Below are 12958 nucleotides of genomic sequence, written 5' to 3'. Positions count from 1 at the left end.
CCCTCTCCCACCCTCAATTGGGAGCCCCAGTCACATCCTGGCTTGCTACACTTCCCGCCTAACCCCGACTTTCCACCCCTCTCACTGGAGAAGGACTCCGCCATGCCCACGACGACCGCGACCGATGGAACGACCCTGCATTACCGGGTGTTCGGGGATGGGCCGCGTGCGGTGGTGCTGGTGCATGGGTGGATGACGTCGGGGGCGGTGTGGGACGCGATGGTGGAGAAGCTGGACGTGACGGGCCTGCGGCTGGTGGTGCCGGACCACCGGGGCACCGGCGCGTCGGGGCGGCCGGCGTCGGGGTTCACGCTGGAGCAGTACGCGAAGGACGTGCTGGCGGTGGCGGACCACGCGGGGGCGAAGCGCTTCACGCTGGTGGGCCACAGCATGGGCGGGCAGATTGCCCAGTGGGTGGCGTCGGAGGTCCCCGCGCGCGTCGCGGGGCTGGTGCTGATCACCCCGGTGCCCGCGGCGGGGCTGCCGCTGCCTCCGGACGCGGCGGGCCTGTTCCGCACGTCCCCGGGAGACCGGGCCAAGCAGCAGACCATCCTCGGACTGGCCTGCAAGCAGCTGTCGCCGGACTCGCTGGAGGGGATGCTGAAGGACGCGGGCGGGGTGTCGAAGGAGGCCATCGAGCAGGCCTTCGACGCGTGGACGGCGGGAGGCTTCGCGTCCCGGCTGGCGGCCATCACGGCGCCCACGCTGGTGCTGGCCACGGATGATCCCTTCCTGCCTCCGGTGTTCCTGAAGCAGGCGGTGGCGGGCCTCATCCAGAACGCGCGCATGACGCACCTGCCGGGGCCGGGGCACTACCCGCAGGTGGAGCGTCCGGCGGAGACGGCGGCGCTGGTCTCGGCGTTCCTCGCAGGCAACTCCGCGCAGGCGTGAAGCACCCGACGGACAAGGAAGCAGGAGAGCGCGCGATGGCCTGGAGCATGTCCTTCGAGTACGACGCCGAGCACGATGTCGTCGCGGCGAGCTTCACTGACTGCGTCCTGGTGACGGACGAGGACGTGTACCGCTGGCGTCGCGACGTGGAGGCGCAGTTCGCGAAGTTCAACGGCCGGGTGGATCTGCTCATCAACCTGGACGGGCTGGTGGTGCGCCACACGGCCGGGCGCACCTTCGGCAAGGAGCGGCGCGAGGTGCTGGAGCGCAACACGCACCGCTCGTACCGCTACGGCGGTGACGACACGACGCGCGTCTTCATCAACACCAGCGGCGCCATCCACGGCGCGGCGGTGAACCACTACCCGTCGCGCGAAGCGGCCCTGGCGGCGCTCCTGGCCGAACGCGAGTCGCTGCGCCAGCGCGGCTTCACGCCTTTCAGGTCCAGCTTCCACGGCCGCAAGACCTGAGCCGGGCCCCACCCGGAAGCAGGCCGCCGCCTCCGGGTGGAAACTTCGTCGGACAACGGACGGAGAGGCGGCACCGGAGGGCAGGGCTCGCGCCCCTCGAGCGGGGCGGGGGGGCCACGGGTTGGACGCGTCGGGCCGCTCGTGATGGTGTTCCCGGGCAGGAACACCTCGCGAGGACGGTGCGGCCATGAAGCGAACCCATGCGTTGCATCTGGCAGGACTCCTGCTGCTGACCACGTTCGGCTGCGTGGAGCAGGACCCTGCCTTCACGGTGACGCCGGCCGGGGGCGTGCGGCTGGTGGTCGCGCTGCCTCGCTCGCTGGAGGCCGTCCCGGTGGCGCAGGTGACGTCCACGGTGACGCACGGCGCGGGGGGGCCGGAGGAAGCGGTGCCGCTGTCGCTGACGCCGGATGGTGGCGCGTCGTGGTCCGCGGACGTGGAGCCGGTGAGCTCGGGTGAAGCGGTCGGGCTGCGCGTGGACGCCCTGGACGGCGCGGGCGCGGTGGTGGCCACGGCGAGCCTGGAGGAAGCGGTGACGCTCCCGCTCCAGGGCGAGGCGCTGGTGGTGATGGTGCCCCATCCCGCGGCCACGCTGCCGGGCCCGGGAAACACGGCCCCGCGCATCCACGCGGTGGTGGCCTCGAAGGCGCGGGCGTCCTTCGGTGAAGAGGTGCAACTGCGCGCGTGGGCGAGCGACCTGGAGCCCACCGACACGTTGACCTACGCCTGGAGCAGCTCCTCGGGCGCGCTCGACTGCGCGGGCGCCGCGTGCACGCTGACGGTCCTTCCCGATCCCGATGCCGGATTGGGGCCCAATAAAAACGTCAAGGACGGACTGCGGGTGGAGGTCCGCGTCACGGACGCGCGCGGCGCGGTGTCCACGCTCCAGTTCCGCATCGGGGCGGGCACGGTGGGGGCGGAGGGAGCGCTGCGGGACACGCGGTTCAACCGCTGGCCCGTGGCGCCCGTGGAGGCGGCGCCCCAGCCGCTGGCCGTGGGGGCGCCGTTCCTCGTACCGACGGCGACCACGGACGAGGACGGGGCGTCGGATCCGCTGACGTATGCGTGGAGCGCGACGTGCGCGGGCTCGTTCGACGACGTCACGCGGGCCACGCCCGTGTTCACGCCGAGCGCGGAGCCCGCGAATTGTGCCTGCCAGTTGAAGGCCGCCGTGAGCGACCCGTTCGGGGGCAGCGTGACGCAGACCGTGAACCTGTGCGTGCGGCAGAGCGCGCCGCCGGTGCTGGGCGCCACGTCGCAGTCGGCACCGAGCGCGCGCGCTGGCGAGCGGGTGACCTTCACCGTGGCTGCGACGGATCCCCGGGCGGAGCCACTGACGTTCACCTGGACGACGAACACGGGCGCGGTGGGCACGGCGGCAGGGAGCGGCACGACGAGCACGGTGGACTGGACGCAGCTGTCCTGCGTGCCGCCGGACGTGACGCCCGCGGTGGAGGTGACGGTGACGAACGCGTCGGGCACGAGCGTGCGCCACTCCTTCACGGTGGAGTGGACGGATCGGCGCTGCGGCGCGCTGGCGGGGGCGTGCGCTTTCACGCTGGCGCCGGGGAAGGTGACGCTGTCCGAGGACTGCGTGACGCAGGGGCCGGTGTTCATCCCGGACGGCTTCACGTTCGACGGGGCGGCGCACGTGCTGACGGCGGTGGAGGACGTAGCGGCGGGGGAGCACTTCCAGGGCGCGGTGTTGCGCAACCGGGGCCCGGTGGCGAGCGTGCGCGCTGTGACGGTGACGGCGCGGAGCCTGTCGGACGTGTGTGACGGGGGCGCGGCCCGGCTTCGCGGCATCTTCCTGGAGGGCGCGGGTGGCGCCGTCGAGGACTCGGTGGTGGAGGCGCTGCATCAGGCGGGGAACCTGAGTGGCTGCCAGGAGGGCTTTGGCATCGAGGTGCGCAACGACGCGGCCGGGGCGGCCCCGGTGGCGGTGGGGCTGCGGCGCAACCGGGTGACGGGCTACCAGAAGGCGGGCGTGCTCGTGGTGGGCAGGGTGGACGTGACGGCCGAGGACAACCGCGTGGAAGGCGGAGGGCCGGTGGGCCACATCGCGCGCATCGGCATCCAGCTCGCGTACGGGGTGTCGGGTCGGGTGGTGGCGAACCAAGTGACGGGCAACGGATACACGCAGGTCACGGAAACGGCCACCGGCATCCTGGTGGTGGGTGGTGCGCACTACGGGGTGGGGCGGGCGCTGTGCCACGACCTGCTCATCCAGGGCAACACGGTGACGGAGAACGACGTCGGCATCGACCTGTCGCAGGGGGAGGGCGGCTTCAGCGCGCCCTCGGAGCCCACGCGCATCCAGGTGCTGGAGAACGTGCTGAGCAAGGCGACGCTGACGAACGTGGAGGGCGCCGAGAAGGGCTATCAAACGGCCATCTTCGACAACGGGCGCGCGAACCTGCTCAGCCTCAACCGGATCAGCGGTGACGGCTACGACCCGGCCGTCTACCCGGACGAGGCCTACGGCGTGGACGTGGAGACGGTGGATGGTGCGCGGCAGGTGGCCTTCGCCACGCCGGCACGCACGGTGGATGCAGGGGCCTGCTCCGAAGCGCTGGTGGTGCAGGGTCGGGACGTGGATGGCAACCTGGCCTCGCTGGTGGACCCGACGGTGGCGCTGGCCGCGTCGGACGCGGGCGCGACGTTCCACCTGCAACCGGATTGCTCGGACGCGGCGGTGGTGTCGGTGAGCCTCGCGGGCGCGCAGCGGGAGGCCGTGTTCTACGTGCGCTCCGGCGTGGTCGGCGTGTTGACGGTGACGGCGACGGGGGACGGCGTGAGCGGGACGCAGGACCAGACCGTCCGCTGATCCACGGCGCGCGGGTGGCCCTCGTTGCTCCGCGTGCGCGCGGGGCGTCAAGGTGACCGACTGGCGGTCCGGGTGGGGACGACGGACCGCACATCGCATTCGCCTCGTGAGGAAGGGCGCGGTACACGGGGCGCGTGCTTGGACGGACGGTCATCACCTGGTGGGGGCTCTGCCTCCTGTTGCTGCTTTCCGCGTGTGCGCCGCGCACCGTGAGACGGGAGGTCTCCGGCGGGCCGGAGGCCGTCGCCCGCGTGTACCTGGAGGCCTGGGCGCGCAACGACCTTGCTGCCCAACGCGGGGCGCTCGTGGAGGTGCCCGCGGACTTCGACGCGCAGCACGCGAAGTGGCGGCAGGCGCTGGGGGTCGTGGCCTCGCGCTTCGAGGGACTGGACGTCGAGTCCGAGGACGACACCGTCGCGGTGGTGCTCTTCCGCGGGGTGCACACCCTGCGGGGGCTGGGAGACTGGGAGGTGCAGTCGCGGCTGCGCTTCGAGCGTCGGGCGAACCGCTGGGTCGTGCGTTGGACGCCGGAGGTGTTCCACCCCGAGGCGCGCGCCGGAGACAGCTTCAGCCGCCTGCGGGCCTGGGGTCCGCGCGCCGCGCTGCTCGACACGACCGGGGCGCCGCTCACCGTGCCCGGAGAGGTCATCAGCATCGGGCTGTATCCGGGACGGGTGCGGGACGCCGCCGCGGTGGCCCGGGCGCTCCAGTCGCAGCTCGGGGTGGACCCCGCGCGGGTCCAGGCGGTCCTGAGGTCCGCGGGCGCGCAGCCTGAACAGTTCTTCCCCCTCATCGACGTGCGCCCCGAGCGCTACCAGCAGGTGCGCCCCGTGCTCGCGCCGGTGCCCGGCATCTTCTTCCGCAAGAAGACCGCGCGCCTCACCCCGGCGGAGGGCTTCGCCGCGCACACGCTGGGACGGGTGGGCGAGGTGACCGCGGAGGCGCTCCAGGCGCTGGGCCACCCCTACCAGGCGGGAGACCTCGTGGGGCTGTCAGGCCTGGAGCGCGCGCAGGAGCGGACGCTGGCCGGCAGCCCGTCGGGAGAGGTCAGGCTGGTGCGCCGCTCGGGAGAGGGCGTGGTGCTGCACCGCTTCGACGGCGCGCCCGGGACGCCGGTGCGCACCACGTTGCGAAGGGACGTGCAGGCCGCGGCGGAGCTGGCGCTCATGGACGTCACGATGCCCGCGGCGCTGGTCGCGGTGGACACGGCGACAGGCAACGTCCTGGCGGTGACCAGCCGTCCTCTTGGAGAAGCGCTGCACCGCGCGCTGACGGGGCGCTATCCCCCGGGCTCCACGTTCAAGGTCGTGACCGCCGAAGCACTGCTCGCGAGTGGCCTGAAGCCAGACACCCGCGTGGACTGCCCGGTGGAGGCGACCGCGGGCCGCAGGCGCTTCCGCAACTTCGAATCCGAGGCCTTCGCGCCGTCCACCCTCCGGCAGGTGTTCGCGCTCTCGTGCAACACGGCGTTCATCCAGCTCTCCGCGCGGTTGGGCCGCAGCGCGCTGGAGGACGCGGCCCATCGCTTCGGCTTCGGGGTCCGCTACGACGTGGGCCTGCCCTCGCCGGGCGCCACCTTCCCGCAGCCCCAGGACGACGCCGACCGGGCCGCGGCCTCCATGGGGCAGGGCAGGGTGCTCGCCACGCCGTTGCACATGGCCACCGTGGCGGCGGCGGTGGACACGGGCCGCTGGCACGCACCGCGCCTGCTGGCGGACGCGGAGCCGGGCCTGGAGGAGTCCCTGCGCGCCGGCACCGCGGAGGCGCTGCGCAACCTCATGCGCGCGGTGGTGATGGAAGGCTCGGCGAAGTCCGCGGCGGGCATCCAGGGGCTGATGGGCAAGACAGGCACCGCGGAGTTCGGCACGCTGGTGCCGCCGGAGACCCACGCCTGGTTCATCGGCCTGCGGGGCGGCATCGGCTTCGCGGTGTTCGTGGAGGGCGGAGGCGTGGGAGGCCGCGTCGCCGTCCCCCTCGCGACGCGCTTCCTCCAGGAGCTGGACGCGATGCAATCATCCACCCGCTGAAGCGTGTGGAGTCCCATGAGCGGAGAGTCCGAATGAACTGGAGTCCTGTGCGCCTGTTGAGCCTGTTCGTCGCGGTCCTGCTGTTCACCCCCGCTGCCTTCGCCGCCACGCCGAAGCAGCAGCAGGAGTTGGAGCGGCTGCTCACCCATTACCACCAGCTGCGCCACTTCAACGGCGCCGCGCTGGTCGCGGACGAGAAGGGGGTCGTCTTCAAGAAGGCCTACGGCTCCGCGAACTTCGAGTGGCAGGTCCCGAACACGGTGGACACGAAGTTCCGCATCGCCTCCATCTCGAAGCAGTTCACCGCGATGGTCATCCTGCAGCTCGTCGCCGAGGGGAAGCTCAAGCTCGAGGACACGCTCGTCACCCACCTTCCCGACTACCGGAAGGACACGGGCTCCCGCGTCACGATGGCCCACCTGCTCAACCACACCTCGGGCATCCCCAGCTACACCAGCGCCCCGGACTTCTTCGAGAAGCACTCGCGCAACCCCGCGAAGGTCGCGGACTTCGTGAAGGCGTCCGCCAGCGGTGACCTGGAGTTCGAGCCCGGCTCCAAGTTCTCCTACAACAACTCCGGCTACTTCCTGCTCGGCGCCATCATCGAGAAGGTCACCGGCAAGACGTACGCGCAGGCCGTGCAGGAGCGCATCTTCGACAAGGTCGGGATGAAGAACTCCGGCTACGACGTGCAGGCGACGGTGCTCCCCAAGCGCGCGAGCGGCTACGAGCTCAAGCCGGAGGGCTACATCAACGCCCCCTACCTGGACATGACGCTGCCGTACGCCGCCGGCTCGCTGTACTCCACGGTGGAGGACCTCTACCTGTGGGACCGGGCGCTCCACCAGGACACGCTGCTGCCCGCGGCGCTCAAGCAGAAGATGTTCACGCCGGGCCTGAGCGACTACGGCTTCGGCTGGTCCATCAAGAAGGTGAAGCTGGACGACGGCAAGACGGGGGTCGCCACCGTCCATCACAGTGGCGGCATCAACGGCTTCAGCTCCTTCATCCTCCGCGTCCCGGAGCGCAAGCAGGTCGTCATCCTCTTCGACAACACCTCGCGCGGAGACAAGCTCCAGACGCTCTCGGCGGGGTTGCTCAGCGTCCTGCACGGCCTCACGCCCCGGCCGTCCCGGCCCGACATCCGGGAGCACCTGAGCGCGCTGCTCGCCAAGGCGCCCGTCGCGGAGGCCATTGCCCGCTACCGCGAGCTCAAGGCCACGAAGGCGGACGCATATGACTTCTCCCATGGACAGCTCAACAGCCTGGGCTACCAGCTGCTGCGCGCCGGGCGGGTGACGGACGCCATCGAGGTCTTCAAGCTGAACGTGGAGATGTTCCCCACCGATGGAAACCTCTACGACAGCCTGGGCGAGGCGTACCTGGCCCACGGGGACAAGGCGTTGGCGAAAGTGAACTATCGCAAGGCTTTCGAGCTGGACCCCACCAACAAGAACGCCGCCGACGTGCTCAAGAAGCTCTGATGGGGGCCAGGCTGGCAGTTCTCCCTGGAGGTCCCTGGATGAAGCTCTATTTCAATCCCCGGAGTCGTGCGGTCATCGCCAAGTGGATGCTCGATGAGTGCGGCGTCGAGTACGAGCTCGTGCCCATCAGCCTGGAGAAGAAGGAGCAGAAGTCGCCGGAGTACCTGAAGATCAACCCGGCCGGCAAGCTGCCGGCGCTGGTGGACGGAGCGACCCGGCTCTTCGAGAACGCGGCCATCTGTCTGTACCTGGCCGACAAGTTCCCCCAGGCGAACCTCGCGCCGAAGCTGGATGCGCCGGAGCGGGGCCGCTACCTGTCGCTGATGGTGTACTCGACATCGCAGCTGGAGCCCTCCATGGGCGACCACCTGATGAAGACGCCGACGCTGCCCCAGCGAGGCTGGACGGAATTCGAGGGCGCGCTGAACGTCGTCGAGCAGGAGCTGGGCGCCGGGCCCTACCTGTTCGGCGACTGGTTCACCGCGGCCGACGTGATGATTGGCTCCATGTTCATCTGGATGCGCATGTTCGGAGCGAAGCCGGGTCGTCCCACGATTGACGCCTACGTGGACCGGCTGCTCGCCCGTCCGAAGGGCATCAGGATGGGCTGACGCGCCGGCCCTACTCCGAGCCTGGGGGGCCCAGCTCCTCCGGAAGAGGGTAGAGCAGGGAGATGGCCGCGAGCTGGACCGTGGATTCTTCCTTCGAGCCGGGCGGGTAGTTCTTGCTCACCGCATCGAGAATGCGGAGGGCCGAATCCATGTCGAAGTCTCGCGGGGCTGTCATCGTGCACGGGCCTTTCGTCGGGTCAGCACAGCATGGCCTCTGCTTTTTCTCCCAGAGGGGGTGAGGGAAAAACCAGGGGATTTCCGTTGGGTGGGGGCAGGCGCGAAACCGCGCCCCCTTCCAAGGAGCAGCACCATGTCCCAGCGTCTCCGTCCCGCCGCCCGGCTCACCGCCGTGGCCCTCGCGGCCGTCAGCGTCAGCGCCTCCGCGCAGACCTATGGGTTTCCCGGCAGCAGCGCCGACCTTCCCGCAGGGGGACACTGGTGGATCGCCAGCGGCCACGACGACACGAACGGCCGCGACCTGGAGGCCGCCCGCTTCGACCCCACCACCAGCCGGTTCACCCGCCTCAAGATCCCCTTCGACGCCTACGCGGTGAACCCCCGCAACTCCGACTGGGTCATCTACGGCCTGCCCGTCTCCGCCATCGCGGACGGCGAAGTGGTGAGCTGCTGGCGCAACGCCCCGGAAGGTCTCCAGCCATCCGTGTACGGCGGCGATGACGTGCCCAACCCGGGCCGCATGACCGACCCGCTCATCATCCCGCGCTCGGGCAACCACCTGAACGTCCGCACCACCGACGGGAAGATCATCCTCTACGCCCACATGCAGCCCGGCAGCATCCCGGAGTCGCTGTGCCCCTTCAACGCCACCTACGTGACGGACGCCGAGGACCGCGTGGGGTCCTTCCCCCGTGACACGTTCGTCCCCGTCGCGCAGCGGGCCACCGTGAAGCGCGGGCAGCTCATCGGGCGCGTGGGCAGCTCCGGCGCGTCGTCGCGCCCCCACCTGCACGTGCAGCTGTCGCCCATGCCGACCAGCACCACCGTGGGCCCCTCCATCCCGCTGCCCTTCTCCCAGGCGTGGCAGAAGAACGGCGCGGTGACGTACGACTCCTCGCTCGACTTCGTCCCCCTCCAGGCCGAATCCCTGGAGCAGTTCCCCTTCGCCATCCACCCCGACCCCCTGCTGCGCCGCGGTGACATCACCGGCGACCCGGCGATGGAGGTGGCGATGGCGTCCTCCGCCGACATGGTGGTGACGGCCACGCGCGACGTCAGCGGGAAGCTCGCGCTGGGCTCCTGGCGGCTCGCGGGCGACGGCACCTTCACCAAGCTCTTCAACGGCGCCGGGGAAGCGGCCAGCTCCGTGGCGATGGCGAACCCCGGCTCCACCCGCGACGTGGTGACCGCCACGCGTGACGGAGACGGCAACCTCAAGCTCACTGCATGGGACGTGTCCGTGGGTGGCAGCTTCACCCGCAAGGGCGAGGCCGTCGGTGAAGCGAACGTGAGCCAGATCGCGCTCGTCACCCGGCCGTCCGGCCTGGGTGTGGTGACCGCCTTCCGCGACTCCACGGGCCACCTGAAGGTCAGCACCTGGGAGACCGCCGCGGCGCTGGAGACCCTCACCCGTCGGGGCAACGGCTTCGGCGAGGCGGCCACCCAGGTCGCCCTCACGCCTGTCTACAACGGCCGTGTAACGGGAGACGTGGGCCGCTTCGAGGGCGTCGTCACCGCGGTGCGCACCCCGGAGGGCAAGCTGAGCGTCACGGCCTGGGAGATCAAGAACGGCGGGCTCATCTCCAAGCGCGGCAACTACCTGGGCGGCGACGTGTCGGACGTGGCCTTGAGCAACCTCACCGTCGGCAACAGCGTGCGGGACATGGTGGTCGTCAGCGCGAAGCTGCCCACGGGCGTGCTGCGCAACATCTCCTTCGACGTCACCGCGGCGGGCGAGCTGGTGCGCCGCGACACCGAGGACGGCGGCACCATCACGGACGTGCACGCGGTGCGGGTCGTGGGTCAGAACCTGGTCACCCCGGTGCGCGACAGCGCGGGCAACCTGCGCGTGTACACCTGGGACGTGGACGCGGACAGCCAACTGCACCGCACGGGCGAGGAGCGCGCGGGGGACATCCTCACGGGCGCCGCCGTCACCACCACCTGGGTGGGCGCGCGCTTCGTGCTCACCGCCGTGCGCCTGGCGCCGTCCGGCGAGGTGCGATTGATCGCCTGGGACGCGAACCTGCCGTAGCAGGCGGAAGGTTCCCCTGGAGCCAGGCGTGCTCCAGGGGGCGATTTGCCCTGCTCCGCCTTGCCGCCCAGGATGGTTTCAACGACCATCGACGCCCTTTTCCCGGAGGCGATGCATCTTGGAGCTGCGACACGGCCCCTCGGCGGGAGCCTCGCCGGACGCCGGGCTTGAAACGCTGCGGCGCGACCTGGGCCGGGCCCTGGCCAGCGTCTGCCCTCCGTCCCTCGCGGACCGGCGGGAGGACCTGCTGCAGGTCGCGATGATGCGGGTGGTGGAGCTGCGCAAGCGCGACCCGGGCCACGCGGAGATGTCACCCGCGTACCTGTACCGCGTCGCCTACACGGCGCTCATCGACGAGCTGCGCCGGGTGGGTGCCCGCAAGGAAGTGGCGCTGGACGAGGTGGAGCGCGCGCCCGTGCAGCCCGTGGCACCCGGAGACCCGGAGCGTTCGGCCGGCGCCGCGCAGATTGCCCGCGCCGTGCGCGACTGCCTCCAGGGGTTGGTGCAGGACCGTCGGCTGGCCGTGACGCTGCACCTGCAGGGACACACCGTCCCCGAGGCCGCGGAGCTGCTCGGCTGGGAGAACAAGCGCACCGAGAACCTCATCTACCGCGGGCTGAGCGCCCTGCGGGCCTGTCTCTCCCTGAAGGGAATCACGCCGTGAGCGACCAACGCCCCGAAGACGAAGGCATCGATGGCGCGGGCGTGGAGCGGCTGCGCACGGCGCTGCGCGACGACGACGCGGCGCAAGGCACCCCGGTGGACGCGGACCTCGTCTGGCGCGCGGTGACGCAGGACCTGCCGGCGGAAGAGCGCCGGGCGGTCATCGAGCGCGTCGCGGCGGATCCCGCCTGGGCCCAGGCCTGGCGCCTGGCGAAGGCGATGTCCCAGGCCGCCTCACAGGCGGAGGCACCCGCGAAGGTGGTGTCGCTGAAGGACCGCCGCGAGCAGGGCCAACGCGAGCAGGGCCGGCGCTTCTGGCAGGGCCGGCCCGCCTGGGGCGCGATGGCGGCCACGCTCGTGGTCCTGGTGGGCGCGGTGGTGGTGGTGCGGCAGCAGCAGGTGGACGACCCGGAGCGGATCCGGGGCGGCGCGGCGGGGGCCATCACGTCGGGAGTGCCGGAGGCCACGGCGCTGCCTCGCGACCGCTTCGTGCTGCGCTGGAGCGGGGTGCCGGAGGCGACGCACTGGAGCGTGCAGGTGTCGTCGGAGGATTTGAAGCTGTTCCACCGCGCGGAGCGGCTGGAGCAGCGGGAGTACACCGTGCCGGCGTCGGTGCTCGCGGAGCTGCCGGCGGGGACGCGGGTGCTGTGGCAGGTCGAAGCGCGGTTGCCGGATGGCAGCGTCCGGCGTGGCAGCACGTTCGTGAACCGGTTGCAGTGAGCGCGTGGAGCCCACGCGTGATGTGCGGTCCAATCAAAGACAAGCAGAGGGGGATGTCATGAAGACAGGCAATGTGACGGGTGGATGGGTGCGGGCGTTGGCGGTGATGACGCTCCTGTGGGGCGTCACGGCGGCGGCGCAGGCCTCACCGCCCATGCTGGTGATGACGACGCCGCCGGTGGCGGGAGGGGCGCACGACCGGGTGATGGCCTCCGTGCAGGACGTGGGCGTGAGTCGGGGGGGGACGGTGACGGTGACGTTGCGCATCCTGTCCGCCCAGGGCGCCGTGCTCGCGGAGGTCACCGGCCCGGTGACCGCGGGGGCCCCCTTGCGCCTGCCCTTGACCGCGCCGTCGGCGGCCGGCCTCCGCGCCCAGCTGCTCGTGCCGTTCAACACCGAAGCGCTGGCCGCGGGCGTCCTGGTCATGGAGCGGTGGCCGGCGACCGGGCTTCCGGAGCAGCCGGCGATCGTCTGCAGGATCTACACCGCGACCACCATCGACCCGCGGGGTGGCACCTCCGAGCCCACCACGTTGTGGGAGTGCTCGTACGAATACCCCCGGAGCTGACGTGGTGGCGGGCGGGCGACGGCGCATGGCGTGGTTGGGCTGGCTCCTCCTGGGGGTGGGGCTCCTCCCGTACGCCCTCGCGGTCGCCGCCGGACCTCCGGAGCTTCCGGAGCTTCCGGATCCCCTGGAGCCCTCCGCGCTCGCCCGGTGCGAGGAGGGCTTCGTCGCCCATCCAGAGGGTTCTGAGACGGCGATGTGCTTCTTCCGGGAGGCCCAGGACCCGGGGCGCCGCGACGAGGCCCGGCGCAGGCTGCGGGGCCTCATCGCGAGCCACCCCGAGCGCCCCTGGCTCCTGCTGGTCCTGGGCTACGTGGAGATGCTGTCGGATCCCCGCTCGGCGGAGGACTCCTATCGCCGCGCCGCGCTCGCGTTCCGGAAGCTGGGGGATGCGGAGGGTGAGGTGATGGCGGGCATCAACCTGCGCAACGTGCTGGGCGTGCTGGGCCGGACGGAGGAGGCCCACACCTGGGTGGAGCGGGTGGGGG

The 12958-nt window shown here is 71.3% G+C and carries 11 protein-coding genes and 1 pseudogene; 11 read left to right on the top strand and 1 reads right to left on the bottom strand.

Features of this window, described 5'->3' with window-relative positions; translation table 11 throughout:
* Nucleotides 1-102: 102 nt before the first annotated feature.
* From D7X12_RS31970 to D7X12_RS31945, 6 genes are all read left to right on the top strand, one after another.
* Nucleotides 103-891: an alpha/beta fold hydrolase gene (locus D7X12_RS31970; RefSeq protein WP_120629024.1), complete on the top strand. Its 789-nt coding sequence runs from the start codon at nucleotides 103-105 to the stop codon at nucleotides 889-891.
* The gene (locus D7X12_RS31965; protein WP_244224907.1) at nucleotides 888-1361 is read left to right on the top strand and encodes a hypothetical protein; all 474 of its coding nucleotides are present in this window, start codon (nucleotides 888-890) and stop codon (nucleotides 1359-1361) included. The genes D7X12_RS31970 and D7X12_RS31965 overlap by 4 nt, the downstream gene beginning before the upstream one ends.
* 187 nt (nucleotides 1362-1548) lie before the next feature.
* Complete coding sequence (locus D7X12_RS31960) at nucleotides 1549-4188, top strand: right-handed parallel beta-helix repeat-containing protein (protein WP_147443862.1); 2640 nt, start codon at nucleotides 1549-1551, stop codon at nucleotides 4186-4188.
* Between the two features lie 209 nt (nucleotides 4189-4397).
* Nucleotides 4398-6215, top strand: a complete 1818-nt coding sequence (locus D7X12_RS31955) for a penicillin-binding transpeptidase domain-containing protein (RefSeq protein ID WP_244224906.1) — start codon at nucleotides 4398-4400, stop codon at nucleotides 6213-6215.
* A 32-nt stretch (nucleotides 6216-6247) separates the two neighbouring features.
* Nucleotides 6248-7699, top strand: coding sequence for a serine hydrolase (locus D7X12_RS31950; RefSeq protein WP_120629020.1), 1452 nt, complete (start codon nucleotides 6248-6250; stop codon nucleotides 7697-7699).
* A 38-nt stretch (nucleotides 7700-7737) separates the two neighbouring features.
* Nucleotides 7738-8310 (top strand): glutathione S-transferase family protein, encoded by a 573-nt coding sequence (locus D7X12_RS31945; protein ID WP_120629019.1) that lies wholly within the window; start codon nucleotides 7738-7740, stop codon nucleotides 8308-8310.
* A 10-nt stretch (nucleotides 8311-8320) separates the two neighbouring features.
* Here D7X12_RS31945 and D7X12_RS43105 read toward each other — a convergent pair whose 3' ends face one another.
* Nucleotides 8321-8461, bottom strand: a complete 141-nt coding sequence (locus D7X12_RS43105) for a hypothetical protein (protein ID WP_158620159.1) — start codon at nucleotides 8459-8461, stop codon at nucleotides 8321-8323.
* A gap of 159 nt (nucleotides 8462-8620) precedes the next feature.
* On the opposite strand from D7X12_RS43105, the gene D7X12_RS31940 reads away from it, so the two are divergent.
* From D7X12_RS31940 to D7X12_RS44650, 5 genes and pseudogenes are all read left to right on the top strand, one after another.
* Nucleotides 8621-10522, top strand: a complete 1902-nt coding sequence (locus D7X12_RS31940) for a M23 family metallopeptidase (RefSeq protein ID WP_120629018.1) — start codon at nucleotides 8621-8623, stop codon at nucleotides 10520-10522.
* A 118-nt stretch (nucleotides 10523-10640) separates the two neighbouring features.
* Nucleotides 10641-11186 carry an RNA polymerase sigma factor gene (locus D7X12_RS31935; protein ID WP_120629017.1) on the top strand — a complete coding sequence of 182 codons (546 nt, stop codon included), beginning with the start codon at nucleotides 10641-10643 and terminating at the stop codon, nucleotides 11184-11186.
* The gene (locus D7X12_RS31930) at nucleotides 11183-11905 is read left to right on the top strand and encodes a hypothetical protein (protein WP_120629016.1); all 723 of its coding nucleotides are present in this window, start codon (nucleotides 11183-11185) and stop codon (nucleotides 11903-11905) included. Before D7X12_RS31935 ends, D7X12_RS31930 begins: the two co-directional genes overlap by 4 nt.
* Before the next feature lie 58 nt (nucleotides 11906-11963).
* The gene (locus tag D7X12_RS31925) at nucleotides 11964-12473 is read left to right on the top strand and encodes a hypothetical protein (protein WP_244224905.1); all 510 of its coding nucleotides are present in this window, start codon (nucleotides 11964-11966) and stop codon (nucleotides 12471-12473) included.
* Nucleotides 12474-12498: 25 nt separating this feature from the next.
* Nucleotides 12499-12958: pseudogene (locus tag D7X12_RS44650) on the top strand (CHAT domain-containing protein); the annotation flags it as partial.

It is taken from the genome of Corallococcus sicarius, from assembly GCF_003611735.1.
Classification (GTDB): Bacteria; Myxococcota; Myxococcia; order Myxococcales; family Myxococcaceae; genus Corallococcus; species Corallococcus sicarius.
The sequence above is the reverse complement of the archived record's forward strand: the minus strand, read 5'-3'. Positions and strand labels throughout refer to the sequence as shown.